The following is a 26,375-nucleotide window of genomic DNA, read 5'->3' on the forward strand; positions in this document are numbered from 1 at the left end:
AGTGGTCTTCAAGCGGCGCAACCCACGCACCTGGCGGCAGATCGCCCAGGAATCCGTGTGGCCCCGCGGCGGCTGGTCCCGTGCCGCCCAGTATGTGAAGCACCGCCTGACCCGCCTGCCCGACGAGCCGCACCGGATCGCGCGCGGCGTCTTCGCGGGCGTCTTCATCTCCTTCACGCCCTTCTTCGGCTTCCACCTCATCGGCGGCGCGCTGCTGGGCTGGATCCTGCGCGGCAACATTCTGGCCGCGCTGCTGGCGACCTTCGTGGGCAACCCCGTGACGATGCCCGTCATCGCGCTTGTCTCGGTCGAGATCGGCCACTGGATGCTCGGCATCGACGTGCCGCTGAACATCGTCAACATCTTCAAGGCCTTCTCCGACGCGGGCACCGAGCTCTGGGCGAACTTCCTCGCCATCTTCAGCGACGAACCCGCGCGCTGGAGCAACCTCGGGCGGTTCTTCGAGACCATCTACCTGCCCTATCTGGTGGGCGGGATCCTTCCGGGGCTTGCGGTGAGCTACGGCTTCTACCACCTGACCATCCCGGTGATCCGCGCCTATCAGAAGCTCCGCGCGATGCGGGTGCAGGCGCGCCGGGCCCGCGAGCGCCGCCGCGCCGGTGCGGAGGCGGATGACGCGGGCGCGGGAAGCCAATAGGATGGGCGAAACTTCTTGGAAACGGGCGGACGCGCGATGAAACCTTTGGGCCGGCTGCGGCTGGGCGTGAACATTGACCATGTGGCGACGGTGCGGAATGCGCGCGGGACCTCCTATCCCGATCCGCTGCGCGCGGGGCTTCTGGCCGAGGCGGCCGGCGCCGACGGCATCACCGCCCACCTGCGCGAGGATCGCCGCCACATCCGCGACGAGGACATCACCGCCCTCATGCAGGGGCTGCGCGTGCCGCTGAACCTCGAGATGGCGACCACGCCCGAGATGCAGGCCATCGCGCTGCGCCACAAGCCGCACGCCGTCTGCCTCGTGCCCGAGCGGCGCGAGGAGCGCACGACCGAGGGCGGCATCGACGTGGCGGGCGACATCGGGCGGCTGAAGGATTTCGTGGCCCCTCTGCGCGCGGCGGGCTGCCGCGTGTCGATGTTCATCGGCCACGACGTGCGCCAGATCGAGGCCTCGGCCGAGATCGGCGCGGCGGTGGTCGAGCTGCACACCGGCCATTACTGCGACCTTGTGGCGGAAGGCCGCACCGCCGAGGCCGCGCGCGAGCTGGAAGCCCTGCGCGAGGGGGCGGCGCTCGCCCATTCGCTGGGCCTCGAGGTCCATGCCGGCCACGGGATCAGTTACGACACGGTGGCCGAGATCGCCGCCTTCCCGCAGGTGATGGAGCTCAACATCGGCCATTTCCTGATCGGCGAGGCGATCTTCCGCGGCCTCGGCAGCGCCATCGAGGGAATGCGGCGACGCATGGATGCGGCGCGCGAGGCCGCAGCTTGAGCAAAGCCGGAGCGGGCAGGGGGGCAGGGCGATGATCCTCGGGATCGGCACCGACCTCGCCAACATCGACCGGATGGAGAAGACGCTCGCCCGCTTCGGCGAGCGTTTCCGCAATCGCGTCTTCACGCCGCTCGAACAGGCCAAGGCCGAGCGGCGGGCGGATGTGGCGGGCACCTATGCGAAGCGATGGGCCGCGAAGGAGGCCTGCTCGAAGGCGCTCGGCACCGGGCTGCGCATGGGCATCGCCTGGAAGGACATGAGCGTGGCGAACCTCGAGACCGGCCAGCCCGTCATGCGGCTGACCGGCTGGGCAGCCGAACGGCTCGCCTCCATGACGCCGCCGGGCCACGAGGCGGTCGTCCATGTCAGCCTGACCGACGATCATCCCTGGGCGCAGGCCTTCGTCGTGATCGAGGCGCGGCCGCGCGCGGCCCCGCCAGCTTGACTCATCCCGCACCGGCGCGCATGAAGCGCCGGATTGGGCGGCCGGCCCGCAAACAGACAGGCAGTGTGACCATGGCCAGCAAGGCGAAATCCGAAGGCGGCATCCTCGAGACGATCAAGACCATCGTCTATGCGCTGCTGATCGCGGGCGTGTTCCGCACGCTCTTCTTCCAGCCGTTCTGGATCCCGTCGGGCTCGATGAAGGACACGCTGCTGATCGGCGACTTCCTCTTCGTCAACAAGATGGCCTACGGCTATTCGCAATATTCCTGCCCCTTCGGCATCTGCCCCTTCTCGGGCCGCATCCTCGGCTCCGAGCCCGAGCGAGGCGACGTGGTGGTGTTCCGCCACCCGGTCAATGGGTCGGACTTCATCAAGCGGCTGATCGGCCTGCCGGGCGATACGGTGCAGATGCGGAACGGCGTGCTCTATCTCAACGGACAGGAAGTCCCGCAGGCGCCCGACGGCACCTTCGAAGAGACCTACGAGCAGCAGGGCCCGATGGGCAACCTGCCGCGCTGCGAGAACGGTCCCGTGGGCGAGGGCGGCATCTGCACCAAGAGCCGCTTCACCGAGACGCTGCCGGGCGGCCGCACCCATGATGTGCTGAACATCGACACCAACGGCTTCGGCGACAATACCGACGTCTTCACCGTGCCCGCCGGCCACTATTTCTTCATGGGCGACAACCGCGACAACAGCCAGGACAGCCGCTATGGCCAGGCCGTGGGCGGCGTGGGCTTCGTTCCGGCCGAGAATCTCATCGGGCGCGCCGACCGGATCATGTTCTCCTCGGCCGGCCGCTCGATGCTCTATTTCTGGACCTGGCGCGCCGACCGCTTCTTCAAGGCGATCGAGTGAAACTGTCTGCCGACCTGAAGGCCTTCGAAGGCCGGATCGGGCATCAGTTCCGCGAGCCCGAGCGTCTCCTGCGTGCCGTCACCCATTCCTCGCTGTCCTCCGTCACCCGGTCGGACAACCAGCGGCTCGAGTTCCTGGGCGACCGCGTTCTGGGCCTCGTGATGGCCGAGGCGCTGCTCGCAGCCGACCGCGCCGCCTCCGAGGGCCAGCTCGCGCCGCGCTTCAACGCGCTCGTGCGCAAGGAGACCTGCGCCGCCGTCGCCCGCGAGGTGGCTCTGGGCGACGTGCTGAAGCTCGGCCGCTCCGAGATGATGTCGGGCGGGCGCCGCAAGGAGGCTCTGCTCGGCGACGCTCTGGAAGCGGTGATCGCCGCGGTCTATCTGGATGCGGGGTTCGAGGCGGCACGGCAGCTCGTGCTCCGGCTCTGGGGCGCGCGGATCGCTCAGGTCGAGCGGGATGCCCGCGACGCCAAGACGGCGCTGCAGGAATGGGCGCAGGCGCGGGGCCTGCCGCCGCCGACCTACGAGGCGGTGGATCGATCCGGCCCGGACCATGCGCCGATCTTCACGGTCGAGGTGCGCCTCGGCAACGGCGAGACGGACAGGGCTGCGGCGGGCACCAAGCGGGTGGCGGAACAGGCGGCGGCGCGGGCGCTTCTCGCGCGGATGGAGGCGAGACATGACTGAGACCACACGCGCGGGCTTCGTGGCGCTCATCGGCGAACCCAACGCCGGAAAATCGACCCTCCTGAACCGCATGGTCGGGGCCAAGGTCTCGATCGTGACCCACAAGGTCCAGACCACGCGCGCGCGTATCCGCGGCGTCGCGATGGAAGGTCAGGCCCAGATCGTCTTCGTGGACACGCCGGGCCTCTTCCGCCCGCGCCGGAGGCTCGACCGTGCCATGGTCGCGGCCGCCTGGGGCGGCGCCGCCGACGCCGACGTGATCGTGCTGCTCGTCGAGGCCCACCGCGGCCTGACCGAGGGCACGCAGGCCATCATCGACGCGATGCGCGACCGCATCCCGCAGGGCCAGACCGTGGCGCTCGCCATCAACAAGATCGACCGGGTGAAGGCCGAGGTGCTGCTCGGCCTCGCGCAGGAGCTGAACGGGGCCTTCCCCTTCGCCGAGACCTTCATGATCTCGGCCGAGAAGGGCCACGGGGTCGAGAAGCTGCGCCGCTGGCTGGCGGGCATCCTGCCCGAGGGCCCCTGGTTCTATCCCGAGGACCAGATCGCCGACGTGCCGATGCGCGCCATCGCCGCAGAGATCACGCGCGAGAAACTGACCCTGCGCCTGCACGAAGAACTGCCCTACCAGCTCACCGTCGAGACCGAGGCCTGGGAGGACCGGCCGGACGGCTCCACCCGCATCGACCAGGTGGTCTATGTCGCCCGCGACGGCCACAAGGGCATCGTGCTCGGCAACAAGGGCGAGACGATCAAGCAGATCGGCCAGGCCGCGCGCGCCGAGATCGCGACCTTCCTCGAACGGCCGGTCCATCTCTTCCTGCAGGTCCGGGTGCGCCCGAACTGGCTCGAAGAGCCCGAGCGCTATTCCGAGATGGGCCTCGACTTCAAGGACGGCGACTGAGATGGCCGCCGCGGCCCGCCGATGAGCGCGCGCCTGACGGCGGACTTCTGGGTCCGCGCCTATCTGACCCGCCTGCGGCTGGCCGACATCCCGGCCTTCGTCACCGCCCGGGGCGATGCCACCGCCGGCGCCGTGCTGGTCAAATGCGCCACACTCGACGGGCAGGCCCGCGCCTTCCAGCGCTCCTTCGACCTGATGACGGGCGCCCGCGCCTGGGTGCCGCTCGCCGAAGGCCCCGAGGCCGATGTGGATGCGGCCATTGCCCGCCAGCGCCGCTTCGATCCCGACCTCTGGGTGATCGAGCTCGAGGACCGGCAGGGCCGCACGCTTCTCGACGAGCCGGGCCTCTCCGAGTGACTGGACGGCCGGCCCGCGGCGCGGGATAGTCGCTCCATGATGGAATGGCGGGACGAGGGCGCGCTCCTCTCGGTGCGGCGGCACGGCGAGAGCTCGGCGATCATCGAGGTCTTCACGGCCGCGCATGGCCGCCATGCAGGCGTTGTCCGCGGCGGCGCCTCGCGGAAGATCGCGCCCATCCTGCAGCCCGGCGCGCAGCTCGACCTGACCTGGAAGGCGCGGCTCGACGAGCATATGGGCGCCTTCACTGTCGAGCCGCTGCGCAGCCGCACCGCCCTTTTGGGCGACCGGCTGGGCCTCGCGGGCCTCAACGCGATCTGTGCCATGCTGCATGTGACCCTGCCCGAGCGCGAGCCGCACTCCACGCTCTGGCAGGAGAGCATGGTGCTGCTGGATGCGCTCGACCGGCCGGGCTGGCCGCCCGCCTATCTCCGCTGGGAGATGCGTCTCTTGGAGGAGACCGGCTTCGGCCTCGACCTCACCCGCTGCGCCGTCACGGGCAGCCGCGAGGATCTGGCCTTCGTCAGCCCGAAGACCGGCCGCGCCGTCAGCAGCGGGGCCGCGGGCGGCTGGGCCGACCGGCTGTTCCCGCTGCCGCTGGCGCTGCTGGGGCAGGGGCCTGCCTCGGCCGAGGAAGTGCGGCAGGGCCTTGCCATCACCGGCCATTTCCTCGGCCGCGAGCTCGCGCCCCTGCTGAACGGGCGGCCGCTGCCCGAGGCGCGCGCCCGGCTGATGGAGCTTCTGGCCCGCGCCTGAGGCCGTGCCATCCGCGCTTCGCGAATGGCAGGCGGCCCGTCAGTCCAGCAGCCGCCGCGCGATCACCTGCGCCTGGATCTCGGCCGCCCCCTCGAAGATGTTGAGGATGCGCGCATCGCAGAGGATCCGGCTGATCTGATATTCCAGCGCGAAGCCGTTTCCGCCATGGATCTGCAGCGCATTGTCGGCCGCGGCCCAGGCCACCCGGGCACCCAGGAGCTTCGCCATCCCGGCCTCGAGGTCGCAGCGCTGGCCGTGATCCTTCTCCCAGGCGGAATGGTAGGTCAGCTGCCGCGCCACCATGATCTCGACCGCCATCATGGCAAGCTTGCCCGCCACGCGCGGAAATTCGATCAGCGCCTTGCCGAACTGCTTGCGCTCCTCGGCATATTGCATCCCCACCTCGAGCGCATTCTGCGCCACGCCGATGGCGCGGGCGGCGGTCTGGATCCGCGCGCTCTCGAAGGTCTGCATGAGCTGCTTGAAGCCCTGCCCCTCGACGCCGCCCAGAAGGTTCTCGGCCTTCACGCGGAAGCCGTCGAAGCCGATCTCATATTCCTTCATGCCGCGGTAGCCCAGCACCTCGATCTCGCCGCCGGTCATGCCGGGCGTCGGGAACGGATCCGCGTCGGTCCCCGGCACCTTCTCGGCGAGGAACATCGACAGGCCCCGGTAATCGGTCGTCTCGAGGTCGGTGCGGGCAAGGAGCGTCATCACATGGGTGCGCGCGGCATGGGTGATCCAGGTCTTGTTGCCATGGACCACCCATTCGTCGCCGTCCTTCACCGCGCGCGTCCGCAGGCTGCCCAGATCCGATCCGGTGTTCGGCTCGGTGAAGACGGCGGTCGGCAGGATCTCCCCGCTCGCAAGCTTCGGCAGCCAGGCCGCCTTCTGCGCATCGGTGCCGCCGCAGAGGATCAGCTCCGCCGCGATCTCGGACCGGGTCCCGAGCGAGCCCACGCCGATATAGCCGCGCGACAGCTCCTCCGAGACCACGACCATCGAGGCCTTCGACAGGCCGAAGCCGCCGAACTCCTCCGGGATCGTCAGGCCGAAGACGCCCATCTCGGCCAGAGCCTCCACGATCTCCATCGGGATCAGCTCGTCGCGCATGTGCCAGCCATGGGCGTGCGGGGCCACCCGCTCGTCCGCGAAACGGCGGAACTGGTCGCGGATCATCTCGAGCTCCTCGTCGAGGCCCGAGGCGCCGAAGGTGGCCCGCCCGTGGTTGTCGCGCATCAGCGCCACCAGCCGCGCCCGCGCGGCGGGCGTATTGCCCGCCTGGATGAGCCGCCGCACCGCCTCGCCCGGATGGCCGAGCTCGATCCCAATATCCTGCACCCGCGCCGTCTCGGTCTGGCTCATCGGGATGCCGCCGCGGATCTGCGCGAGATATTCCCCGAAGGCGATCTGCAGGATCAGCGCCTCCATCTCGCCGAACCGCCCCTCGGTCTCGAGCCGCCCGGCCCAGGCCCGCATCTGCCGGAGCGACTCGACATAAGTCGCGAGCCAGGAGAGCGCGTGCGCCGCAAACTGCTCCTCTTCCAGCGCCTTCGAAGAGACCTTGCCGTCGGTCGTCACCCGCTCCTTCAGCGCGCTCCGCGCCGTCTCGAACAGCGCCTCGACCTCGGGCAGAGCGTCGGAAGCAAGCGTCAGAAGATCCCCGAGCAGCGGCTGCCCGGTCATGGTCGATCCGTCCTTCGGCATGGCGTGACTCCTCATTCTGCAACTGCGACGTCCTAGCCATTTTGCAGTCGCAGCGCAACAAAAATTCACGATAGCGCCACAAGTCGCATGAATATGTCTCAGAGATTAATGCGCTTCCAAAAGAGCGCAGGGCCGCGCAGCTCCGTCTGACGGATGGCTGACGCTCCCGTCGACTGGGTCTCGTGGCGCGTCAGGCAGCAGCTCCTTGGAATCGCAAGCGCGGTCTCGCTCTCTCCGCAGGACACTGATCCGCCGCGCGCGCTCTGCCCTGCCCGCTCAGCCGGGAATGACCGCGGCCAGATGTCCGGTTGCGCTGCGCTCTCAATTCGATGTGGCGGTCATCGTGCCTGCCGGTTTCTCGAACCGTGTCAGGGCTCCTGCTCCCGAACCCGACACGACCCCGGGCCGTGGTTACACGCGTCCGCCCAGGCCCCGGACGGGCACCACAGGCGTCGCAGACAGTCCGATCGGCGATCGGCACCTCGAAAAGTCCCGGTCGGAACCGGCCTCGAGGTCCAGCCCTCATGAGGCTCGAGACGTGCGGCTTTCCTCGCCGCCGCGGACGGTGCCCCGACCTGCTGGACAGCCATGTTCAGACCGATCGCGCTCTCACCCGCTCGGGGCTCTCATCGCCGCAGCGGTCTTTCACTCTGCCCAAATATCCTCGGGGGTCCGGGGGCAGACAGCCCCCGGAGGTCGCCGCCGGGACCGGCCTCAGCCGATCGCGGCCGCCTTCACATCCGCATCGATGAAGGGGACATATTGCGCGAAGTTGTTGGCGAACATCTCCACCAGCTTCTTCGCCTGCTGATCGTAGGCCGCCGGATCGGCCCAGGTCGAGCGCGGATCGAGCAGCTTCGCATCTACCCCATGCAGGTCCACCGGCACCTCGAAGCCGAAGTTCGGATCGCGGCGGAACTGAACGCCCGAGAGCGAGCCGTCGAGCGCCGCGGTCAGCAGCGCGCGGGTGGCCTTGATCGGCATCCGCTTGCCGGTGCCGTAGGCGCCGCCGGTCCAGCCGGTGTTCACGAGCCAGCAGGTCGCGCCGTGCTTGGCGATCTTCTCCTGCAGGAGCTTGCCGTAGACCTCGGGACGACGGGGCATGAAGGGCGCGCCGAAGCAGGTCGAGAAGGTCGGCTGCGGCTCGGTCACGCCGCGTTCGGTGCCGGCCACCTTCGAGGTGAAGCCCGACAGGAAGTGATACATGGCCTGCGCGGGCGTCAGCCGCGCGATGGGCGGCAGCACGCCGAAGGCGTCGCAGGTCAGCATGATGACGTTCTTCGGATGCCCGCCGAGCCCGCTCTCGGACGCGTTCGAGATATAGTCGAGCGGATAGGCGCAGCGCGTGTTCGCCGTCAGGCTGTCGTCGTTGAAGTCGAGCTCGAGCGTCTCTTCGTCATAGACCATGTTCTCGACCACGGTCGCGAATTTCGAGGTCGTGGCATAGATCTCGGGTTCGGCTTCGGCCGAGAGATTGATCGTCTTGGCGTAGCAGCCGCCCTCGAAGTTGAACGTCCCCCGGTCCGACCAGCCGTGCTCGTCGTCGCCGATCAGCGTGCGGGAGGGATCGGCCGAGAGCGTGGTCTTGCCGGTGCCGGAGAGCCCGAAGAACACTGCCGCATCGTCCGTGTCGCCGAGCGCGTGGTTGGCCGAGCAGTGCATCGCCATGACGCCCTTGCCGGGCAGGATGTAGTTCAGCAGCGTGAAGACCGACTTCTTGTTCTCGCCGGCATATTCGGTGTTGGCGATCAGGATCAGCTTGCGCTCGAAGTTGAGCACGATCACCGTGTCGGTGCGGCAGCCGTGGCGCTCGGGGTCGGCCTTGAAGGACGGGCAGTTGATGACCGTCCAGTCGGGCACGAAGCTGTCGAGCTCGGCGCGCTCGGGGCGGCGCAGCATGTGGCGGATGAAGAGGCCGTGCCAGGCGAGCTCGGTCACCATCCGCACGTCGAGGCGCAGCTCGGGGTCGGCGCCGGCGAACAGGTCCTGCACGAAGTAGGTGCGGCCCTTCATGTGCTCGAGCATGTCGGCATGGAGCCGGTCGAAGGCGGCCGGATCCATGGGAGCGTTGTTTTCCCACCAGATCGTGTCTTCCACCGACGGCGTGCGCACGACGAACTTGTCCTTGGGCGAGCGGCCCGTGAAGGCACCGGTCGAGCAGAGGAACGCGCCTCCGCGGCCCAGCCGGCCTTCGCCGCGCGTCACGGCCGCTTCGACCAGCGCGGGCTCGATGAGGTTGTAATGCACCTCGCCAAGTCCAGTGATGCCTTGTGCGTCCAGCGTCTGCGCTGGGTTCACGCGTCCGAAATTCATACTGCAAGCTCCCCGATGCCGCGCGAGCGGCTGTTTCCGGTCCTCCAACGGCATCCTGGGCCAATAGGCTGCCGGTCGGCCCCGGAGATGGGCGCCGACAGGGAAAGGGTATAGCATGACGGTGCCACGCGACAACAGAGTGACAGCAAGACGTTAGCGCAACCAGCGACAGGTTGGCGCAACCTCCGGGCATCGGTTGCGGCAAATTGGCTGTTCCGTCGCGACTCGTGGACGGGCAACCGGAGGAGGAGCCGACCGATTCGCAGAAGGCTATTGATTCCTTCGGCGGAAACCGGATCATGAAGTCCATTGGTACAGCAGGCATTCGGAGTTGGGGCATGTCCAGGATTGCTCTCGTCGACGACGATCGCAACATCCTGACTTCGGTGGCCATGACGCTCGAGGCGGAAGGGTTCGAAGTCGAGACCTACAACGACGGGCAGTCGGCTCTCGAGGCCTTCAACAAGCGGATGCCCGACATGGCCGTGCTCGACATCAAGATGCCGCGCATGGACGGGATGGACCTGCTGCAGCGCCTGCGGCAGAAGTCCGCGATGCCCGTGATCTTCCTGACCTCCAAGGATGACGAGATCGACGAGGTGCTGGGCCTGCGCATGGGCGCGGACGACTATGTGAAGAAGCCCTTCTCGCAGCGCCTCCTGGTCGAACGGATCCGCGCGCTCCTGCGCCGGCAGGAGGCCATCGCGGGCGGCGAGGCCGACGCGCAGGAGGAAAGCCGCATTCTCGAGCGCGGCAACCTGCGGATGGATCCGCTGCGCCACGCGGTGAGCTGGAAGGGCCGGGACGTGTCCCTCACGGTGACCGAGTTCCTGTTGCTGCAGGCCCTCGCGCAGCGGCCCGGCTTCGTCAAGAGCCGGGACCAGCTGATGGATGTGGCCTACGACGATCAGGTCTATGTCGACGACCGCACGATCGACAGCCATATCAAGCGGCTGCGCAAGAAGATGCGTGCGGCGGATTCCGATTTCGCCGCCATCGAGACCCTTTACGGCATCGGTTACCGGTACAACGAGGAGTGAGGGTGCCGGGGAGGACGCGGCCATGACCGCCGTGCGGATCTTCGGCCGGTCCAGGGCCGACGACGGGGCCTCCGCGCACCGTCCGGGCGACGTGATCCTCGGCGAGGACTGGACGGCGCCCGGTGCAGATGGCGAGCCGGGGCTTCAGAAGCGGCGGCGGCGCGGCTTCGTCGCGCTGAATCGGTCGCCGCTGGCCCGCAAGATCATCCTCTTCAATCTTCTGGCTCTGGTGATCCAGGTCTCGGGCGTGCTCTTCACCAACCCGTTCCGCGAGAACCTCGTCCTCCAGCGCGAGCGGGCGCTCGTCTCCGAGGCCCGCCTCGTGGCCAATGTCTTCGAGGCGCGGCTCGCGGCGGTGCCGGGCGCGACGCTCGACGCGCCGAAGGGCATCGACATCCCCGCCACGCTCGACGCCGTGGCAGTTGACCCTGCGGTCGACCTCTTCATCCTCGACACGGCGGGGGTCGTCGTGGCGTCCGACCGTGGCGCCCGCCAGCCGGTGCCCGAGGACCGGCGGTCGACCCTCATCACCGATTTCCTCAACGGGCTGTGGGACACTGTCTCGAAGACGCTGGCTTGGGGTGAGGCGCCGCAGGGCGAGATCGACGCCAGCGCGCTCGCCCGCCAGGTCTTCTCGGGGGCGCGCGAGGGGCGGACCACGATCAACACGGGGCGCGACCGCAACGGCGGCGCGCTCTTTTCGGTCGCGACCCCCATCCTCGACGGAGAGCGCGTGATGGGGGTGGTGGCCATCACCTCGGCCGCAGGCGAAATCGACCGGCTGGTGCGCTACGAGCGCGAGCAGATCCTGCAGATGTTCGTGGTGGCGCTCTTCGTCTCCATCGGGCTCAGCCTCGTGCTGGCCTCGACCATCGCCAATCCGCTGGCCGATCTCGCGGCCGCGGCCGAACTCGGCCGGGATCGCGACGCGCGCAAGATGGCGCCGGGCCGGGTGCGGATCCCGGATCTCACGGCACGCCCGGACGAGATCGGCCGCCTGTCCATCGCCATGCGCGGGATGGTGGCGGCCCTCTACGACCGGATCGACGCGAACGAGCAGTTCGCGGCGGATGTGGCGCACGAGATCAAGAACCCGCTCGCCTCGCTCAGGTCGGCCGTGGGCACCATGCGGCTGGCCAGGCGCGAGGACCAGCGCGAGCAGCTCCTCGACGTGATCGAGCATGATGTGCGCCGCCTCGACCGGCTGGTCAGCGACATCTCGAACGCCTCGCGCCTCGACAGCGAGCTGGTGAAGGAGGAGGAGGAGGAGTTCGACCTGCTCCCCACCATCGCGAACCTCGGCGACTATCTCGGCCGGCAGGCGGCGGAGAAGGGGGTGGACTTCATCGCCGACCTGCCGTCCGAACCCATGCGCATCCGCGGGCTCGAGGCGCGGCTGGCACAGGTCTTCGTCAATCTCATCTCCAACGCTCTTTCCTTCTGCGAGGAGGGCGATGCGGTGCGCGTCTGGGCGCGGCGGCGCGAGAACCGGGTGCTGGTCGTGGTCGAGGACACCGGCCCCGGCATCCCCGAGGAGGCGCTGACGAAGATCTTCGGCCGCTTCTATTCCGAGCGCCCGCCGGGCCAGTTCGGCAACCACTCGGGGTTGGGACTCGCGATCTCCAAGCAGATCGTCGAGGCGCACGGCGGCGTGATCTGGGCCGAGAACATCCGCCCCACCAGCGCCGACATCACCTCCGAGCCGCTGGGCGCGCGCTTCGTCGTCGGCCTGCCGGTGTGACCGGGGCCGACCGCACCATCCTGCACGCGAGCTGCGTGGCGCTCGACGGGCGCGGGCTCCTGATCCTCGGGCCATCGGGCTCGGGCAAGTCGGCGCTCGCGCTCGAACTGATGGCGCTCGGCGCGGATCTGGTGGCCGACGACCGGACGGAGATCGAGGGGCAGGGGCCGGATCTGGTCGCCCGCTGCCCTCCGGCCATCGCGGGCCTGATCGAGGCGCGCGGGCTGGGGATCCTGCGGGCGCCCGCCATTCACGAAGCGCGAGTGACACTGGCTGTCGAATTGGGCAGGTCCGAGACGGAGCGCCTGCCACATTTCCATGAGATTCAGGTGCTCGGACGGCCTCTCGACCTTGTGCTCGGCCAGGAAGGCCGCCATTTTCCCTCTGCGCTGCTGCTGCGACTCCGGTCGGGGCGCGTCGCGTGAACGCAACAGATCCTGGACCGTATGGTAGAGCCTGTGCAGGAATACCGGCTCGTGCTGGTCACCGGCCCTTCGGGAGCGGGGCGCACGACCGCGATCAATGCGCTCGAAGACATGGGCTATGAGGTCATCGACAACCTGCCCCTGTCCTTCGTGCCCCGGCTGATCGAGGGACCCTCGATCGGGCGGCCGATTGCGCTGGGGCTCGATGTGCGCAACCGCGACTTCAACGCCACGGCGCTGATCGAGCTGATCGACCGGCTGACGCAGGATCCGCGCGTGGCGCTCGAGGTGCTCTATGTGGACTGCTCGGCCTCCGAGCTGATCCGCCGCTACAACCAGACCCGGCGCCGCCATCCGCTGGCCCCGGCCGAGACGCCCGCCGAAGGGGTCGAGCGCGAGATCGACCTGCTCGCCCCCGTGCGCGTCCGCGCGGACCATCTGATCGACACGTCCGAAATGTCGCCGCACGATCTCAAGGCCGAGCTTTCGCGCTGGTTCGACCGCGGTGCGGCAACCCGTCTTGCGGTGTCGGTGCAGTCCTTCTCCTACAAGCGGGGCGTTCCGCGTGGGGTGGACATGATCTTCGACTGCCGATTCCTGAAGAACCCCTACTGGGTCGAGAGCCTGCGGGCGCTCGACGGCCGCGAGGCGTCGGTGGCCGACTACATTTCCTCGGACCCCCGCTTCGCCCCCTTCTTCGAGAAACTCCGCGATCTCGTGCTGTTCCTGCTGCCGGCGCAGCTCGAGGAGGGAAAGGCCCATCTGTCGCTGGGCTTCGGGTGCACGGGCGGGCAACACCGGTCGGTCGCCGTTGCCGAACTTCTGGGCAATGCGCTTGCAGAAGCGGGCTGGCCGGTGTCAAAACGACACAGGGAACTTGAACGCAGGGCGGCCGCTGTGCTCCCCACGCATCAGGGTGAGAAGGCGTGATCGGTATCGTCATCGTTGCTCACGGCGGCCTCGCGCGGGAATATCTCTCGGCCGTCGAGCATGTGGTGGGCAAGCAGGAGGCCATGGCCGCCATCGCCATCGAGGACGATCACGACCGAGCCGCGAAGCAGGCCGAGATCAGCGCCGCCGCGCGGTCGGTGGATCGGGGCGCAGGCGTCGTGGTGGTGACCGACATGTTCGGCGGCTCGCCCTCGAACCTGTCGCTGCCGGCCTGCACGGCGCGCGACCGCCGCATCATCTACGGCGCCAACCTGCCCATGCTCATCAAGCTTGCCAAGTCGCGCGAGCTGACGGTGCCGGAGGCGGTGTCTCTGGCCCTCGACGCGGGACGCAAGTATATCAACAGCCTCGACCTTGGCAGCGGGATGGAATGATCGAACGAGAACTTCTCATCGTGAACGAAAAGGGCCTGCATGCGCGGGCTTCGGCCAAGTTCGTCGAAGTCGTGGAACGGCACGATGCCCAGGCCGAGGTCTCCAAGGACGGGATGGTGGTCTCGGGCGACTCGATCATGGGTCTCCTGATGCTCGCCGCCTCGCGCGGGACCTCGATCCGGATCCGGACCATGGGCTCCGAGGCCAGCGCGCTGGCCGAGGCGCTCTCGGCGCTGGTGGCGGACCGGTTCGGCGAGGACATGTGACCGCGGCGGCGGGCGCCTCCGGGCCCCGTCCTCCTCCCTGCCGGGGCCGGTCTCTGGGACAAGCCGCCTCACCCCCGCACGCGTCGGTTGCTCTCCGGCAGGCCGCATGGTGAGCTTGTCGGGCCGGGACCGCGCCCGGCACGATGCAAAGGATCTCACGAGTGACACGGGTTTATCCGGGCTTCGACCTGTTGCGTATCCTGGCCGCGGGCGGCGTGGTCTTCTCCCACGCCTTCCTCATCATGGAGCTGACCGAGGCGGGCGAGCCGCTGAAGGCCGCGACGGGCACCATCCTCGGCCTCTATGCGGTGATGATCTTCTTCATCCTGAGCGGCTTTCTCGTGACGGACAGTGCACTGCGGTCGCAGGGCGTGCTCGATTTCGCCGCCAAGCGCGCGCGCCGTCTGCTGCCGGGGTTCCTCGCGGCCAACCTCATCGTGGCGCTCGCGATCTGCCCGCTCTTCGCGACCGAGGGGGCCATGGCCTTCCTCGGGCAGCCCGTCCCCTGGGAAACGCTGGGCCGCGTCCTTCTCCTGCAGGACCCGAGCCTGACCTTTCCGGGGCGCGTCAGCTTCTTTCCGGCCGAGGGCGACGCGGCCTGGGTGGCTGCGGTGGCCAATGGCGTCCTCTGGACGATCCGGATCGAGATCACCTGCTATCTCGTCGTGGGGCTTCTGTTGCTCGTTGGCATGCTGACCCGCGGAGCCGTCCTCGCGCTCATCTGCGCGGCCGTCTTCGCAACGCTCACGCCGGCCTTCTATGTGTCGGATTACCTCAACTGCCTGATCTACCTCGGCCCGTCCTTCGCGGCCGGCATGGCGCTGCGCCTGCTCCTGCCCGAAGGCCATCGCGCCGACGGCCGGATCGCCGCGGCCAGTGCGGCCATCCTCGGGGTGCTGATGCTGAAGATGGGCGGCTGGCGCGAAGTCGAGGGGCTGCTCTTCCCGCTCTTCGCCGCCTATCCGCTGATCTGGTTCGGCCAGCAGGAGCGTGCGCGGCTCGGCGCGCTCGGCCGGTTCGGGGATCCGTCCTACGGCATGTATCTCTGGGGCTGGCCGGTGCAGATGCTGCTGCGCGCGCTCGTGGGGCCCGGCTGGTCGGGCTGGGCCTTCGCCGCCCTGTCGCTGCCCGCCGCCCTCGCGGTGGGCTGGCTGTCGTGGATCCTCGTCGAGCGGCGGTTCCTGCGCCGCCGCCCGCCGGGGGCCTCCTACCGTGTCGGCACCGGCGTCTCGCCGCGATAATCGTAGAAGCCGCGGGCGGTCTTCCGGCCGAGCCATCCTGCCTCGACATATTTCACCAGAAGCGGGCAGGGCCGGTATTTCGTATCGGCCAGCCCGTCGTGCAGCACGTTCATGATCGCAAGGCAGGTGTCGAGCCCGATGAAATCCGCGAGCTCCAGCGGCCCCATCGGATGATTCGCCCCGAGCTTCATCGACTCGTCGATCGAGCGCACCGAGCCCACGCCTTCATAGAGCGTGTAGACCGCTTCGTTGATCATCGGCACGAGGATGCGGTTGACGATGAAGGCCGGGAAATCCTCGGCGCTGGCCGCGGTCTTGCCGAGGCTCTGCACCACCTTGAGCAGCGCCTGATAGGTCGGGTCGTCGGTCGCGATGCCGCGGATCAGCTCGACGAGCTGCATCACCGGCACCGGGTTCATGAAGTGAAAGCCCATGAATTTCTCGGGCCGGTCCGTGCGCGAGGCAAGCCGTGTGATCGAGATCGAGGAGGTGTTCGAGGTCAGGATCGTGTGCGGCAGAAGATGCGGCACCAGATCCTCGAAGATCGCCTGTTTCACCGTCTCGCGCTCGGTGGCGGCCTCGATCACGAGGTCGCTCCTGGCGATGTCGGTGAGGGTCTGGGTGGTGCGGATCCGCCCGAGCGCCGCGGCCTTGTCCTCGGCCGAGACCTTCCCGCGCGAGACCTGCCGCTCCATGTTGCGCTCGATGGTCGAGAGCGCCTTGTTCAGCCCTTCGGCGCTGATGTCGTTCAGCAGCACCTCGTAGCCCGCGAGCGAGAAGACATGCGCGATACCGCTGCCCATCTGTCCCGCGCCCACGACGCCGACCTTGCGGATCTCCATGCCGTCCCTCCTGCTTGCTCGCGCGAACATTAGGCGGAGGCCCGTGGCGCACGCAAGGGCGGCCCCCGCCCGCCGGAGGCCGAGACTTCGCGTCAAATGCGGCTTTTAGGCATTTGGCAACAGCTCCGCCGCATCGTGGCCGGCGGGTGAACTATCGAGGTGGGTGTCATGGCCTTCGCACATCAGGGCGAAAGCGCCCTGGAGTATTATCCCTGCCGGTATGGCGGGTCTCGTCTGATGTTCCGCGGCCCCCGCCGCAGCCTCGACGGGCCGTTCTGTGCCGTGCTGGGCGGCACCGAGACCTACGGCAAGTTCGTGCCGCAGCCCTATCCGGCTCTGGTGGAAGAGGCGACGGGGCTGCGGCTGGTCAATCTCGCCTGCATGAATGCGGGGATCGACCTCTATCTCAACGATCCCTCCGTCACGCAGGTGGCCTCGAAGGCGACGCTGGCGATCCTGCAGGTGGTGGGGGCTGCCAATCTCACCAACCGGCTCTATTCGGTTCATCCGCGGCGCAACGACCGGTTCCTGGCCGCCTCGCCGGTGCTTCAGACCATCTACCGCGAGGTGGATTTCGCCGACTTCGCCTTCACGCGGCACATGGTGCAGACGCTTCACGCCGTCTCGCCCGAGAAGTTCCTGCAGGTCGAGGCCGAGCTCCGGGCGGCCTGGGTCGCGCGGATGCGCACGCTGCTGGGGCGGATCAGTGCGCCGACGCTGCTCCTGTGGATCGCGGATCATCCGCCGCCCGAGCGCGGGCCGCTCACGCCCGATCTGACGCCGCTTCTGATCGATGCGGACATGATCGCGGCGGTGCGGCCCCATGCGAGCCATTACCTCCAGATCGTCACCTCGCGCGAGGCGCAGGCCTGCGGGACGGACGGCATGCGCTTTGCCCCGCTCGACGGGCCCGTCGCGGCCGAGCTGCCCGGCCCGGCCGTTCATGCCGAGATCGCGGCGGCGCTGGTGCCGGTCCTGAGAGAGCTGATGTGAAACGGGCGCCCCGGGGGGCGCCCGCCTGCGACCGGCTCAGATCCGGTTCAGAGCTTGCCGGTCAGTTCCGGCACGAGGCTGAAGAGGTCGCCCACGAGGCCATAGTCGGCCACCTGGAAGATCGGCGCCTCCTCGTCCTTGTTGATGGCGACGATGATCTTCGAATCCTTCATCCCGGCGAGGTGCTGGATCGCGCCCGAGATGCCCACGGCGATATAGAGCTGCGGCGCCACGACCTTGCCGGTCTGCCCCACCTGCCAGTCGTTCGGCGCATAGCCCGAATCGACCGCCGCACGCGAGGCCCCCACCGCCGCGCCGAGCTTGTCGGCCAGCTGCTCGATCATGGCGAAATTCTCTTCCGAGCCGAGCCCGCGGCCGCCCGAGACCACGATCCGCGCCGAGGTCAGTTCCGGCCGGTCGGAGGCCGCGACCTTGTCCTCGACCCACGAGGAGAGGCCGCTGTCGGCGGTGGCCGAGATGGTCTCGACGGGGGCCGAGCCGCCCTTGCCGGCCGCCTCGAAGGTGGCCGTCCGCACTGTGGCGACCTTGGTCGCGTCCGAGCTCTTCACCGTCTGGATCGCGTTGCCGGCATAGATCGGACGCTCGAACGTGTCGGCATCCACCACCGCCGTGATCTCCGAGATCACCATGACGTCAAGGAGCGCGGCCACCCGCGGCAGCACGTTCTTGGCCGCCGAGGTGGCCGGCGCGAGAATGTGGCTGTAGCCCGGCGCGAGGCCGAGGATCAGGTCGGCCAGCGGCTCGGCCAGACCGTTGCCATAGGCGGCATCGTCGGCCGCAAGCACCTTGGCCACGCCGTCGAAGGTCGCGGCTTCGGCCGCGGCGGCGTCGACGCCCGTGCCCGCCACGAGCACGGTCACGTCGCCCAGGGCCTTCGCCGCGGTCAGCGCCTTGGCGGTCGAATCCGCGCCCAGCGTGCCGCCGGTCACTTCGGCAATCAGAAGAACGGCCATCAGATCACCCCCGCTTCGTCTTTCAGTTTCGCGATCAGCTCGTCGACCGAACCCACCATCACGCCGGCCTTGCGGCCCGCCGGCTCGGAGGTCTTCACGACCGACAGCCGCGGCGTCACGTCGACGCCGAAATCGGCCGCGGTCTTTTCTTCCAGCGGCTTCTTCTTGGCCTTCATGATGTTGGGCAGCGAGGCATAGCGCGGCTCGTTCATCCGCAGATCCACCGTCACCACGGTCGGCATCTTGACCTTGATGGTCTGCATGCCGCCGTCCACCTCGCGGGTGACCACGGCCGCATCGCCCTCGATGGCCAGATCCGAGGCGAAGGTCGCCTGGCTCCAGCCGAGCAGCGCCGACAGCATCTGCCCGGTGGCGTTCATGTCATTGTCGATGGCCTGCTTGCCGCAGATCACGAGGCCCGGCTGTTCGGCCTCGACCACGCCCTTCAGGATCTTCGCCACCGCCAGCGGCTCGATGTCCTGATGCACGTCCGAGGCGGCCTCGACGAGGATCGCGCGGTCCGCCCCCATGGCGAGCGCCGTGCGCAGCGTCTCCTGCGCCTGCTTCACGCCGATCGAGACCACCACCACCTCGGTCGCCGTGCCGGCCTCGCGCAGACGGATCGCCGCTTCGACCGCGATTTCGTCGAACGGGTTCATCGACATCTTCACGTTCGCAAGATCGACCCCGCTCCCGTCCGCCTTCACGCGAACCTTCACGTTGTAGTCGATCACGCGCTTGACAGGCACCAGAACCTTCATCAGTGGCAATCTCCCTTCTCATCCGCCCTCGCGGGCAAGCTCTCCGCGATGTTGTTAGCCGCATCGAACCTGCCGCAACAGATCAAAACCGACCGTCAACCTCCGTCCGACGTCGCGTCTTCATGCGTCCTTATGCCTCACGCGTGAGGCCGGGAACCCAGAGCACGTCGGCCCGCCCGTCGTCGTTGGCGATCCGGCCGGCGACGAAGAACCAGTCGGAAAGGCGGTTGAGATAGCGCAGGGCCTCGGGGTTCACCGACTCCACGGTGGCCAGTTCGACCAGTTCGCGCTCGGCCCGGCGGCTCACGGTGCGACAGAGGTGGAGCTGGGCCGCCAGCGCCGAGCCGCCCGGGAGGATGAAGCTGCGCAGCGGCTCGAGCCGCGCGTTCATTCCGTCGATCTCGCGCTCGAGCCGGTTCACCTGGGCGGCAATGATGCGGAGCGGCGTGTAGTCCGCCTCGTGGTCGCGCTCCATCTCGGGGCGGCAGAGGTCCGCGCCGAGGTCGAAGAGGTCGTTCGAGATCCGGGCGAGCGCCTCCTGCATCTCGCCCTGCGCATGGAGCCGGGCAAGGCCCACCGTGGCGTTGGTCTCGTCGACCGTGCCATAGGCGGCGACGCGGGGCGAATGCTTGGCCACCCGCGCGCCATTGCCGAGCGCCGTCTCGCCGGCATCGCCGGTGCGCGTGTAGATCCTCGACAGAACGACCATTAGAACCCTCCCGATTGCCGCCAGGCCATGAACAGCAGGATGAGAGCGATCGCAATCGCCTGCGCGATGATGCGCCAGCGCATCAGCCGGTTGGCGTGCTTGCGGTTGAACTCGCCGCCGCGCGCGAAGCCGCCGATCCCGACCATGAGGACGACGAGCACCGCCAGCACGGCCAGGGCGACGACGATGAACAACGGGTCGTGCAGCATGGCTCTCCTCCCGATTTGTCGGCGTGATGTAGCGGCCCGGGCGGAAAAAGCGACTCATTTCCGCTGCATCTTATTGAATCTTGGACCGCGGGATGCGGCATGCGGGGGAGCCGGGCGGGCAACCTGACGCCACGGCCGCGCGCCGGATGTGGCGCCTGTGGGAGGGGTCAGCGGCCGAGCACCCGGTCGAGCGCCGCGGTCGGCAGGAGCCGCCGCAGCACCCAGGCGGTGCGGCTCGGCACGGTGATCCGGTAGCGCGCGCGGGGGCGGGGGCTTTCCAGCGCCTGCACCAGCTTTTCCGTGACGGCGGATGGGGGCAGCTGCCAGCGATCCTCGCCGCCCTCGTAGAGCCGGCCCAGAAGCGTGCGATACTGGTCGGCGCGGGCCGAGGCTCTCCAGTCGATCCAGCGCTCGAAATGCGGGATGGAATTCTCGCGGATCCGCGAGGCGATGGGGCCCGGTTCCAGCAGGATCACCCGGATCGGCGTGTCTGCCATCTCGATCCGCAGCACATCGGTCAGCCCCTCCATCGCGAATTTCGAGGCGACATAGGCGCCGCGCCAGGGATAGGCCACGAAGCCCAACACCGAGGAGCAATTGACGATCCGCCCGTGCCCCTGACGGCGCATGATCGGGATGACCCGCCGCGTCAGGTCGTGGACGCCCACGATATTGGTCTCGAGCACGGCCCGCAGCGCCTCGCGCGGCAGATCCTCCACCGCGCCCGGGCAAGCGAAGGCGCCGTTGTTGTAGAGCGCGTCGAGCGTGCCGCCGGTGCGGCGCGTGGCCTCCTCGACGGCGGCGGCGAGGCTTTCGGGATCGTCGTAATCGAGCCGGAAGCTCTCGAGCCCCTCGCTGCGGAGGCGGTCGCAGTCGGCTTCCTGCCGGCAGGTGGCGAAGACCCGCCAGCCGCGGGCCGCAAGTCCCCGTGCCGCGTCGAGCCCGATGCCCGACGAGCAGCCCGTGATCAGAACGCTTTTCATCCGGAGCCCCGCCCTCGCCTGCGCTCCTCTTGGCGCAAAGGGCGGGGAAGGCCAAGGGGTAGGCGGAGCCTCGGGACGCACTCCTGTCAGGGGAGGGAAGACGCTCTGCCGCCGCGGGCTTCATCGGAGACGAGCCGGGCACTCCGTGCCGGAGAAACAGGCAGGCGTGGGATCGGGCAGGCGTGGAGTTCGCCTCGCGCGCAGGATGACGGCGCAAGAAGCCATTGGGGCGTGACCTTTGGCGTCAGCGCCCTGCGCGCAAGGTCACGGCGAGCCCGATCCGCGATGCCGGGCCGGAGATCAGAAGGCGGTGCCGGGCGCGAGGAAGCGGGCGGCCATGTAGCCCGAGACGCCGTCGCCTTCGATGCGGATCGGTGCCCAGCTTCCCTCCTGCGGGCCGTCGACCAGCACCGCGTCTCCGCGCAGCACCCGGCCGACCACCGGATAGGCCGTCGAGGGGCCGCTGCGGACATTGACCGCGTCGGCCGTCACATGGCGCACCTCTCCCGCAGGTTGCCGCGTCTCGGCGACCGTGGCGGCGGCCAGCACCGGCTGCGGTGCGCGGGTCTCGGCTGCGCGCGGCGGCAGCGGCAGGACCTGCACCCAGTCGCCGCGGTAGCGCGTCGCGGGCAGCGCAACGGGGGTGGGGGCGGGCGTCGTCACCGGCTGGGCCTCGGCGGCCACCGTCAGCGTCCGCGCCGCTTCCAGCGAGGCCGTCTCGACGGGCGTCACCACCGGGCGCGGATGGGGTTCGAGCTTCGCAGCGGCGGCCAGTCCCGGCCGCATCTGGCCGGTATCGCGGCCGCCGATCAGCAGGACGGCAAATAGGGTGCAGCAAAGAAGCAACGTCAGACGCAGCATGGGAAAAATCTCCGGGATCAATGAGGAGGCTGGGGCCGTGCCTCCCTTGCCCTGTGAACCGCGTTCCCCGGCGGCAGGTTCCCGGATTCCTTTCCGTCTGGACCGGAGCGGCAGCCGGGACTAGACACGCGCCATGACCGACACGCCCGAAGATCCGACCGAAGAGCCCCTCACGACCTCGGAACCGCTCCGCCGTGCCATCGGCGAGCGCTACCTGACCTATGCGCTCTCGACCATCATGCACCGCGCTCTGCCGGACGCGCGCGACGGGCTGAAGCCCGTCCACCGCCGCATCCTGTTCGCGATGCGCGAACTGCGGCTCTCGCCCACCGGCGGCTTCCGCAAGTCGGCCAAGATCGCGGGCGACGTGATGGGGAACTATCACCCGCACGGGGATGCGGCGATCTACGACGCGATGGCGCGCCTCGCGCAGGATTTCAACGTCCGCTATCCGCTGGTGGACGGGCAGGGCAACTTCGGCAACATCGACGGCGACAACCCGGCCGCCTCGCGCTACACCGAGGCGCGCCTCACGCCCATCGCCGAGCTGCTGATGGAGGGGCTGGCCGAGAACGCGGTCGATTTCCGCCCGAACTACGACGGCACGCTGGAAGAGCCGGTGGTGATGCCCGCGGCCTTCCCGAACCTGCTGGCCAATGGCGCGTCGGGAATCGCGGTGGGCATGGCCACCAACATCCCGCCGCACAATCTCGACGAGTTGATCGAGGGCTGCCTCGCGCTGATCCGCGATCCCGCCATCGCCGACGACACGCTGGTGAGCCTGATCCCCGGCCCCGACTTTCCCACTGGCGGCGTGATCGTCGAGCCGAAGGAGCAGATCCTCGAGGCCTACCGGACGGGGCGCGGCGCGTTCCGGCTCCGGGCGAAATGGCAGACCGAGGATCTGGGCCGCGGCACCTGGCAGATCGTGGTGACCGAGATCCCCTATCAGGTGCAGAAGTCGAAGCTGATCGAGCGGCTGGCGGAGCTCATCCAGACCAAGAAGGTCCCGGCGCTGGCCGACGTGCGCGACGAGAGCGCCGACGATGTGCGGATCGTGCTTGAGCCGCGAGCGCGCACCGTCGACCCTGAGATGCTGATGGGGATGCTCTTCCGCAACTCGGACCTCGAGATCCGCTTCTCGCTGAACATGAACGTGCTGATCGACGGGCGGACGCCCCGGGTCTGCTCGCTCAAGGAGGTGCTGCGCGCCTTCCTCGACCACCGCCGCAACGTGCTGATCCGCCGCTCGCAGCATCGGATGGAGAAGATCGACCACCGGCTCGAGGTGCTGGGCGGCCTGATCGTGGCCTTCCTGAACCTCGACCGGGTGATCGACATCATCCGCTACGATGCCGACCCCAAGCGCGCGCTGATGGCCGAGAGCTGGGGGCGCAGGTTCAAGCGGGCGAATTCGGAGAAGGACTATGTCGGGCCGGGGCCGGGGCCGGGCGATCTGAGCGAGGTTCAGGCCGAGGCGATCCTCAACATGCGCCTGCGCTCGCTGCGGCGGCTCGAGGAGATGGAACTTCTGGCCGAGCGCGATGCGCTTCTGGCCGAGCGGGCCGATCTCGAGGCGCTGATCGGCTCGGAGCGGCTGCAGTGGGACCGGATCGGGCACGATCTGGGCGAGATCCGCAAGCTCTTCGGCAAATGGACCGTGGCAGGTGCGCGGCGCACCCAGTTCGCCGAGGCGGGCGAGGTGGAGGAAGTGCCGCTGGAAGCCATGATCGAGCGCGAGCCGATCACGGTGATCTGCTCGCAGATGGGCTGGATCCGGGCCATGAAGGGCCACCAGCCGCTCGATACCGAGGCGAAGTTCAAGGATGGCGACGGCCCGCGCTTCCTGTTCCATGCCGAGACGACCGACCGGCTTCTGCTCGTGGGCTCGAACGGGCGCTTCTACACGCTGACGGGCGCGAGCCTGCCCGGCGGGCGTGGCATGGGCGAGCCGGTGCGGCTGATGGTCGACCTGCCGAACGAGGCCGAGATCCACGACATCTTCGTCTGGCGTCCGGCCGAGAAGCTGCTGCTCGCCTCGTCGGCGGGCGACGGGTTCGTGGTGCCGTCCGAAGAGGTGCTGGCCCAGACCCGCGCGGGCAAGGCGGTGCTCTCGATGAAGGAGGGCGTGCGGACCGCCGTCTGCCGACCGGTGCGCGGCGATCACGTGGCGGTGGTGGGCGAGAACCGCAAGCTTCTGGTCTTCCCGGTGAGCGAACTGCCGGAGATGGCCAAGGGCAAGGGCGTCCGGCTGCAGAAATACAAGGACGGCGGCCTGTCGGACGCGATCACCTTCGAGATCGCCCGGGGGCTGAGCTGGAAGGACCCGGCCGGCCGCACGCGGACCGAGACCGAACTGGCCGAATGGACGGCCGCGCGGGCCGGCGCCGGCAAGATGGCGCCCCGGGGCTTTCCGCGGGACAACCGCTTCACCTGACGCGCGGGCGGCCGGAGCCGGGGGCTTCGCGCCCCCGGACCCCCGCGGGATATTTGGGCAGAGTGAAAGGGCCGGGCGCCCGGGGGCGGTTCCGCGGGCGGCGGTTGCACGGCGGGACGGGGCAAGTTATGCGGGGTCACCCTCTTTCGGAGAAGCCCATGATCCTGCGCCTCGCAGCCCTCTGCCTTGCGGCCCTGCTCGTGACCGCCTGCCAGCGCAACGACCTGAAGGAACCGCCCGTCGATCTGGGCGATTTCGCGCTCGGGCTGAACATCGTCGTGGCGGATCATGCGCAGAAGGTGCCGATCTCGCGCGAGGCCTCGGTCGAGGAGTGGGAAGCGGTCATGAAGACGGCGATCGACGACCGGTTCGGGCGCTACGAGGGGACGAAGCTCTACAATCTGGGCGTCAGCATCGACGGCTATGCGCTGGCTCCGCCCGGCATCCCGGTGGTTGCGGCGCCGAAGTCTGTGATCGCGATCACGGCCAACATCTGGGACGATGCGGCCGGCGCCAAGCTCAACGAGAAGGGCGAGAAGATGACCGTCTTCGAGAGCCTGACCGGCGGCTCCATCGTGGGCAGCGGCTATACGATGAGCAAGGACGAGCAGATGGAGGCGCTGGCCTACAATGCGGCCAAGCGGATCGAGGGCTGGCTCGTCGCCCATCCCGAGTGGTTCGGCCTGCCGCCGCTGCCGCCGAAACCCGCGCCCGCGCCGGGGAAAGACAAGTGATACTTGATTTTCTTCCTGCCAATGGATAACTCCGCCGCCGTGTAGAACGGGCTGTCCGGTGTCGCTTGGGCCGCCCCCCAATCCGCGAGGCGCTCCGCCAATGGCAAAGGCAAAGTTTGAACGTAACAAACCGCACGTCAACATCGGCACGATCGGCCACGTTGACCACGGCAAGACGACTCTGACGGCCGCGATCACGAAGTATTTCGGCGAGTTCCGCGCCTACGACCAGATCGACGGCGCGCCGGAAGAGCGGGCCCGCGGGATCACGATCTCGACCGCGCACGTGGAATACGAGTCGGACACGCGCCACTATGCGCACGTCGACTGCCCCGGCCACGCCGACTATGTGAAGAACATGATCACCGGCGCCGCGCAGATGGACGGCGCGATCCTCGTGGTGAACGCGGCCGACGGCCCGATGCCGCAGACGCGCGAGCACATCCTGCTCGGCCGTCAGGTGGGCATCCCCTACATGGTCGTCTACATGAACAAGGTCGACCAGGTGGACGATCCGGAACTCATCGAGCTGGTCGAGATGGAGATCCGCGAGCTTCTGTCGTCCTACGACTACCCCGGCGACGACATTCCGATCATCAAGGGCTCGGCTCTGGCCGCGATGAACGGCACCGACAAGGAAATCGGCGAGGATTCGATCCGCGCGCTGATCGCCGCCGTGGATGAATACATCCCGACCCCGGCGCGTGCCGTGGACCAGCCCTTCCTGATGCCGGTCGAGGACGTGTTCTCGATCTCGGGCCGCGGCACCGTGGCCACGGGCCGGATCGAGCGCGGCGTGGTGAAGGTGGGCGAGGAACTCGAGATCGTCGGCATCCGCCCGTCGAAGAAGACGGTCTGCACCGGCGTCGAGATGTTCCGCAAGCTCCTCGACCAGGGCGAAGCGGGCGACAACGTGGGCCTGCTGCTCCGCGGCGTGGACCGCGACGGCATCGAGCGCGGGCAGGTTCTCTGCAAGCCGGGCTCGGTGAAGCCGCACACGAAGTTCGAGGCCGAGGCCTACATCCTCACGAAAGAGGAAGGCGGCCGCCACACCCCGTTCTTCGCGAACTACCGTCCGCAGTTCTACTTCCGGACCACCGACGTGACCGGGACCGTGCAGCTGCCGGAAGGCACCGAGATGGTGATGCCGGGCGACAACCTGAAGTTCAACGTCGAGCTGATCGCGCCGATCGCCATGGAAGAGAAGCTCCGCTTCGCCATCCGTGAAGGCGGCCGCACCGTCGGCGCCGGCGTCGTCTCGAAAATCATCGCCTGATCCTGACGGATCGGTCGGCGCAGGGCGCGCGGGGCATCCCGCGCGCCTTTTCCTTTGGCGCCGTCCGTGCGAGG

General features: G+C 68.6%; 28 protein-coding genes. 19 read left to right on the top strand and 9 right to left on the bottom strand.

The features are described 5' to 3' along the window. The first annotated feature begins 1 nt into the window (after nucleotide 1). The 8 genes from RSP_RS01300 to recO all read left to right on the top strand — a co-directional run bounded on the left by RSP_RS01300 (nucleotide 2) and on the right by recO (nucleotide 5,464). Entirely contained in the window at nucleotides 2–658 is a 657-nt protein-coding gene (locus RSP_RS01300) for a DUF2062 domain-containing protein (RefSeq protein WP_011336935.1), read from the top strand. 36 nt (nucleotides 659–694) lie between these two features. Further along, nucleotides 695–1,453 carry a pyridoxine 5'-phosphate synthase gene (locus RSP_RS01305; protein WP_002722415.1) on the top strand — a complete coding sequence of 253 codons (759 nt, stop codon included), beginning with the start codon at nucleotides 695–697 and terminating at the stop codon, nucleotides 1,451–1,453. Between the two features lie 31 nt (nucleotides 1,454–1,484). After that, nucleotides 1,485–1,898: a holo-ACP synthase gene (gene acpS, locus RSP_RS01310; protein ID WP_009561568.1), complete on the top strand. Its 414-nt coding sequence runs from the start codon at nucleotides 1,485–1,487 to the stop codon at nucleotides 1,896–1,898. 71 nt (nucleotides 1,899–1,969) lie between these two features. Further along, a complete protein-coding gene (gene lepB, locus RSP_RS01315; protein ID WP_002722417.1) occupies nucleotides 1,970–2,758 on the top strand; it encodes a signal peptidase I in 789 nt (262 codons plus the stop codon). Continuing rightward, nucleotides 2,755–3,444, top strand: a complete 690-nt coding sequence (gene rnc / locus RSP_RS01320; protein ID WP_002722419.1) for a ribonuclease III — start codon at nucleotides 2,755–2,757, stop codon at nucleotides 3,442–3,444. The genes lepB and rnc overlap by 4 nt, the downstream gene beginning before the upstream one ends. Further along, entirely contained in the window at nucleotides 3,437–4,351 is a 915-nt protein-coding gene (era, locus tag RSP_RS01325) for a GTPase Era (RefSeq protein ID WP_002722420.1), read from the top strand. The genes rnc and era overlap by 8 nt, the downstream gene beginning before the upstream one ends. A gap of 21 nt (nucleotides 4,352–4,372) precedes the next feature. Continuing rightward, the gene (locus tag RSP_RS01330) at nucleotides 4,373–4,708 is read left to right on the top strand and encodes a DUF1491 family protein (protein ID WP_002722422.1); all 336 of its coding nucleotides are present in this window, start codon (nucleotides 4,373–4,375) and stop codon (nucleotides 4,706–4,708) included. Nucleotides 4,709–4,744: 36 nt separating this feature from the next. After that, nucleotides 4,745–5,464 carry a DNA repair protein RecO gene (gene recO, locus RSP_RS01335; protein WP_011336937.1) on the top strand — a complete coding sequence of 240 codons (720 nt, stop codon included), beginning with the start codon at nucleotides 4,745–4,747 and terminating at the stop codon, nucleotides 5,462–5,464. Between the two features lie 39 nt (nucleotides 5,465–5,503). On the opposite strand, the gene RSP_RS01340 is transcribed toward recO, so the two are convergent. Both RSP_RS01340 and RSP_RS01345 read right to left on the bottom strand, forming a co-directional pair. Beyond that, nucleotides 5,504–7,171: an acyl-CoA dehydrogenase family protein gene (locus RSP_RS01340; RefSeq protein ID WP_017140055.1), complete on the bottom strand. Its 1,668-nt coding sequence runs from the start codon at nucleotides 7,169–7,171 to the stop codon at nucleotides 5,504–5,506. A 714-nt stretch (nucleotides 7,172–7,885) separates the two neighbouring features. Continuing rightward, nucleotides 7,886–9,484 carry a phosphoenolpyruvate carboxykinase gene (locus tag RSP_RS01345; RefSeq protein ID WP_002722428.1) on the bottom strand — a complete coding sequence of 533 codons (1,599 nt, stop codon included), beginning with the start codon at nucleotides 9,482–9,484 and terminating at the stop codon, nucleotides 7,886–7,888. Between the two features lie 338 nt (nucleotides 9,485–9,822). Here RSP_RS01345 and RSP_RS01350 point away from each other — a divergent pair, with 338 nt between their 5' ends. The 7 genes from RSP_RS01350 to RSP_RS01380 all read left to right on the top strand — a co-directional run bounded on the left by RSP_RS01350 (nucleotide 9,823) and on the right by RSP_RS01380 (nucleotide 15,522). Further along, nucleotides 9,823–10,524 (top strand): response regulator transcription factor, encoded by a 702-nt coding sequence (locus RSP_RS01350; protein WP_002722430.1) that lies wholly within the window; start codon nucleotides 9,823–9,825, stop codon nucleotides 10,522–10,524. A gap of 22 nt (nucleotides 10,525–10,546) precedes the next feature. Continuing rightward, nucleotides 10,547–12,265: a sensor histidine kinase gene (locus RSP_RS01355; protein ID WP_002722432.1), complete on the top strand. Its 1,719-nt coding sequence runs from the start codon at nucleotides 10,547–10,549 to the stop codon at nucleotides 12,263–12,265. Then, nucleotides 12,262–12,690: an HPr kinase/phosphorylase gene (locus RSP_RS01360; protein WP_011336939.1), complete on the top strand. Its 429-nt coding sequence runs from the start codon at nucleotides 12,262–12,264 to the stop codon at nucleotides 12,688–12,690. Before RSP_RS01355 ends, RSP_RS01360 begins: the two co-directional genes overlap by 4 nt. Before the next feature lie 21 nt (nucleotides 12,691–12,711). Continuing rightward, nucleotides 12,712–13,620 (top strand): RNase adapter RapZ, encoded by a 909-nt coding sequence (rapZ, locus tag RSP_RS01365; RefSeq protein WP_009561581.1) that lies wholly within the window; start codon nucleotides 12,712–12,714, stop codon nucleotides 13,618–13,620. Further along, complete coding sequence (locus RSP_RS01370; protein ID WP_002722435.1) at nucleotides 13,617–14,015, top strand: PTS sugar transporter subunit IIA; 399 nt, start codon at nucleotides 13,617–13,619, stop codon at nucleotides 14,013–14,015. Before rapZ ends, RSP_RS01370 begins: the two co-directional genes overlap by 4 nt. Then, on the top strand, nucleotides 14,012–14,281 hold the full coding sequence (locus RSP_RS01375) for an HPr family phosphocarrier protein (protein WP_011336940.1): 270 nt from the start codon (nucleotides 14,012–14,014) through the stop codon (nucleotides 14,279–14,281). Before RSP_RS01370 ends, RSP_RS01375 begins: the two co-directional genes overlap by 4 nt. A gap of 161 nt (nucleotides 14,282–14,442) precedes the next feature. Next, nucleotides 14,443–15,522, top strand: coding sequence for an acyltransferase family protein (locus RSP_RS01380; protein WP_227590617.1), 1,080 nt, complete (start codon nucleotides 14,443–14,445; stop codon nucleotides 15,520–15,522). On the opposite strand, the gene RSP_RS01385 is transcribed toward RSP_RS01380, so the two are convergent. Beyond that, nucleotides 15,489–16,364 (bottom strand): 3-hydroxybutyryl-CoA dehydrogenase, encoded by an 876-nt coding sequence (locus RSP_RS01385; RefSeq protein WP_002722439.1) that lies wholly within the window; start codon nucleotides 16,362–16,364, stop codon nucleotides 15,489–15,491. The two genes, RSP_RS01380 and RSP_RS01385, sit on opposite strands and share 34 nt — an antisense overlap. A 168-nt stretch (nucleotides 16,365–16,532) precedes the next feature. Here RSP_RS01385 and RSP_RS01390 point away from each other — a divergent pair, with 168 nt between their 5' ends. Further along, nucleotides 16,533–17,357, top strand: a complete 825-nt coding sequence (locus tag RSP_RS01390) for a DUF6473 family protein (RefSeq protein ID WP_011336942.1) — start codon at nucleotides 16,533–16,535, stop codon at nucleotides 17,355–17,357. Nucleotides 17,358–17,404: 47 nt separating this feature from the next. On the opposite strand, the gene RSP_RS01395 is transcribed toward RSP_RS01390, so the two are convergent. The 6 genes from RSP_RS01395 to RSP_RS01420 all read right to left on the bottom strand — a co-directional run bounded on the left by RSP_RS01395 (nucleotide 17,405) and on the right by RSP_RS01420 (nucleotide 21,854). Then, a complete protein-coding gene (locus RSP_RS01395; protein ID WP_011336943.1) occupies nucleotides 17,405–18,331 on the bottom strand; it encodes an electron transfer flavoprotein subunit alpha/FixB family protein in 927 nt (308 codons plus the stop codon). After that, on the bottom strand, nucleotides 18,331–19,092 hold the full coding sequence (locus tag RSP_RS01400) for an electron transfer flavoprotein subunit beta/FixA family protein (protein ID WP_002722444.1): 762 nt from the start codon (nucleotides 19,090–19,092) through the stop codon (nucleotides 18,331–18,333). The genes RSP_RS01395 and RSP_RS01400 overlap by 1 nt, the downstream gene beginning before the upstream one ends. Before the next feature lie 130 nt (nucleotides 19,093–19,222). Beyond that, complete coding sequence (locus RSP_RS01405; RefSeq protein WP_002722447.1) at nucleotides 19,223–19,801, bottom strand: cob(I)yrinic acid a,c-diamide adenosyltransferase; 579 nt, start codon at nucleotides 19,799–19,801, stop codon at nucleotides 19,223–19,225. Then, nucleotides 19,801–20,010, bottom strand: a complete 210-nt coding sequence (locus RSP_RS01410) for a twin transmembrane helix small protein (RefSeq protein ID WP_002722450.1) — start codon at nucleotides 20,008–20,010, stop codon at nucleotides 19,801–19,803. Before RSP_RS01410 ends, RSP_RS01405 begins: the two co-directional genes overlap by 1 nt. Nucleotides 20,011–20,177: 167 nt before the next feature. Further along, nucleotides 20,178–20,993 carry an SDR family NAD(P)-dependent oxidoreductase gene (locus RSP_RS01415; RefSeq protein ID WP_011336944.1) on the bottom strand — a complete coding sequence of 272 codons (816 nt, stop codon included), beginning with the start codon at nucleotides 20,991–20,993 and terminating at the stop codon, nucleotides 20,178–20,180. A gap of 300 nt (nucleotides 20,994–21,293) precedes the next feature. Then, complete coding sequence (locus tag RSP_RS01420; protein ID WP_017140056.1) at nucleotides 21,294–21,854, bottom strand: SH3 domain-containing protein; 561 nt, start codon at nucleotides 21,852–21,854, stop codon at nucleotides 21,294–21,296. Nucleotides 21,855–21,987: 133 nt separating this feature from the next. Here RSP_RS01420 and parC point away from each other — a divergent pair, with 133 nt between their 5' ends. From parC to tuf, 3 genes are all read left to right on the top strand, one after another. Continuing rightward, nucleotides 21,988–24,291: a DNA topoisomerase IV subunit A gene (gene parC / locus RSP_RS01425; RefSeq protein ID WP_011336946.1), complete on the top strand. Its 2,304-nt coding sequence runs from the start codon at nucleotides 21,988–21,990 to the stop codon at nucleotides 24,289–24,291. Between the two features lie 158 nt (nucleotides 24,292–24,449). Further along, a complete protein-coding gene (locus RSP_RS01430; RefSeq protein WP_002722458.1) occupies nucleotides 24,450–25,025 on the top strand; it encodes a hypothetical protein in 576 nt (191 codons plus the stop codon). A gap of 100 nt (nucleotides 25,026–25,125) precedes the next feature. After that, on the top strand, nucleotides 25,126–26,301 hold the full coding sequence (gene tuf, locus RSP_RS01435) for an elongation factor Tu (RefSeq protein WP_002722461.1): 1,176 nt from the start codon (nucleotides 25,126–25,128) through the stop codon (nucleotides 26,299–26,301). Nucleotides 26,302–26,375: the final 74 nt, after the last annotated feature.

The sequence above is a fragment of the Cereibacter sphaeroides 2.4.1 genome (assembly GCF_000012905.2).
Taxonomy (GTDB): Bacteria; Pseudomonadota; Alphaproteobacteria; order Rhodobacterales; family Rhodobacteraceae; genus Cereibacter_A; species Cereibacter_A sphaeroides.

Bases quoted from the DNA above. Each gene is read 5' to 3' on its own strand.
- RSP_RS01385 (WP_002722439.1), bottom strand. From the start codon at position 16,364: ATGGAGATCCGCAAGGTCGGCGTCGTGGGCGCGGGACAGATGGGCAGC.
- acpS (WP_009561568.1), top strand. From the start codon at position 1,485: ATGATCCTCGGGATCGGCACCGACCTCGCCAACATCGACCGGATGGAG.
- tuf (WP_002722461.1), top strand. From the start codon at position 25,126: ATGGCAAAGGCAAAGTTTGAACGTAACAAACCGCACGTCAACATCGGC.
- RSP_RS01305 (WP_002722415.1), top strand. From the start codon at position 695: ATGAAACCTTTGGGCCGGCTGCGGCTGGGCGTGAACATTGACCATGTG.
- RSP_RS01330 (WP_002722422.1), top strand. From the start codon at position 4,373: ATGAGCGCGCGCCTGACGGCGGACTTCTGGGTCCGCGCCTATCTGACC.
- RSP_RS01355 (WP_002722432.1), top strand. From the start codon at position 10,547: ATGACCGCCGTGCGGATCTTCGGCCGGTCCAGGGCCGACGACGGGGCC.
- era (WP_002722420.1), top strand. From the start codon at position 3,437: ATGACTGAGACCACACGCGCGGGCTTCGTGGCGCTCATCGGCGAACCC.
- RSP_RS01395 (WP_011336943.1), bottom strand. From the start codon at position 18,331: ATGGCCGTTCTTCTGATTGCCGAAGTGACCGGCGGCACGCTGGGCGCG.
- rapZ (WP_009561581.1), top strand. From the start codon at position 12,712: ATGGTAGAGCCTGTGCAGGAATACCGGCTCGTGCTGGTCACCGGCCCT.
- RSP_RS01410 (WP_002722450.1), bottom strand. From the start codon at position 20,010: ATGCTGCACGACCCGTTGTTCATCGTCGTCGCCCTGGCCGTGCTGGCG.
- RSP_RS01340 (WP_017140055.1), bottom strand. From the start codon at position 7,171: ATGCCGAAGGACGGATCGACCATGACCGGGCAGCCGCTGCTCGGGGAT.
- RSP_RS01420 (WP_017140056.1), bottom strand. From the start codon at position 21,854: ATGCTGCGTCTGACGTTGCTTCTTTGCTGCACCCTATTTGCCGTCCTG.
- RSP_RS01390 (WP_011336942.1), top strand. From the start codon at position 16,533: ATGGCCTTCGCACATCAGGGCGAAAGCGCCCTGGAGTATTATCCCTGC.
- RSP_RS01415 (WP_011336944.1), bottom strand. From the start codon at position 20,993: ATGAAAAGCGTTCTGATCACGGGCTGCTCGTCGGGCATCGGGCTCGAC.
- parC (WP_011336946.1), top strand. From the start codon at position 21,988: ATGACCGACACGCCCGAAGATCCGACCGAAGAGCCCCTCACGACCTCG.
- RSP_RS01375 (WP_011336940.1), top strand. From the start codon at position 14,012: ATGATCGAACGAGAACTTCTCATCGTGAACGAAAAGGGCCTGCATGCG.
- RSP_RS01350 (WP_002722430.1), top strand. From the start codon at position 9,823: ATGTCCAGGATTGCTCTCGTCGACGACGATCGCAACATCCTGACTTCG.
- RSP_RS01345 (WP_002722428.1), bottom strand. From the start codon at position 9,484: ATGAATTTCGGACGCGTGAACCCAGCGCAGACGCTGGACGCACAAGGC.
- RSP_RS01405 (WP_002722447.1), bottom strand. From the start codon at position 19,801: ATGGTCGTTCTGTCGAGGATCTACACGCGCACCGGCGATGCCGGCGAG.
- RSP_RS01430 (WP_002722458.1), top strand. From the start codon at position 24,450: ATGATCCTGCGCCTCGCAGCCCTCTGCCTTGCGGCCCTGCTCGTGACC.
- recO (WP_011336937.1), top strand. From the start codon at position 4,745: ATGATGGAATGGCGGGACGAGGGCGCGCTCCTCTCGGTGCGGCGGCAC.
- RSP_RS01400 (WP_002722444.1), bottom strand. From the start codon at position 19,092: ATGAAGGTTCTGGTGCCTGTCAAGCGCGTGATCGACTACAACGTGAAG.
- lepB (WP_002722417.1), top strand. From the start codon at position 1,970: ATGGCCAGCAAGGCGAAATCCGAAGGCGGCATCCTCGAGACGATCAAG.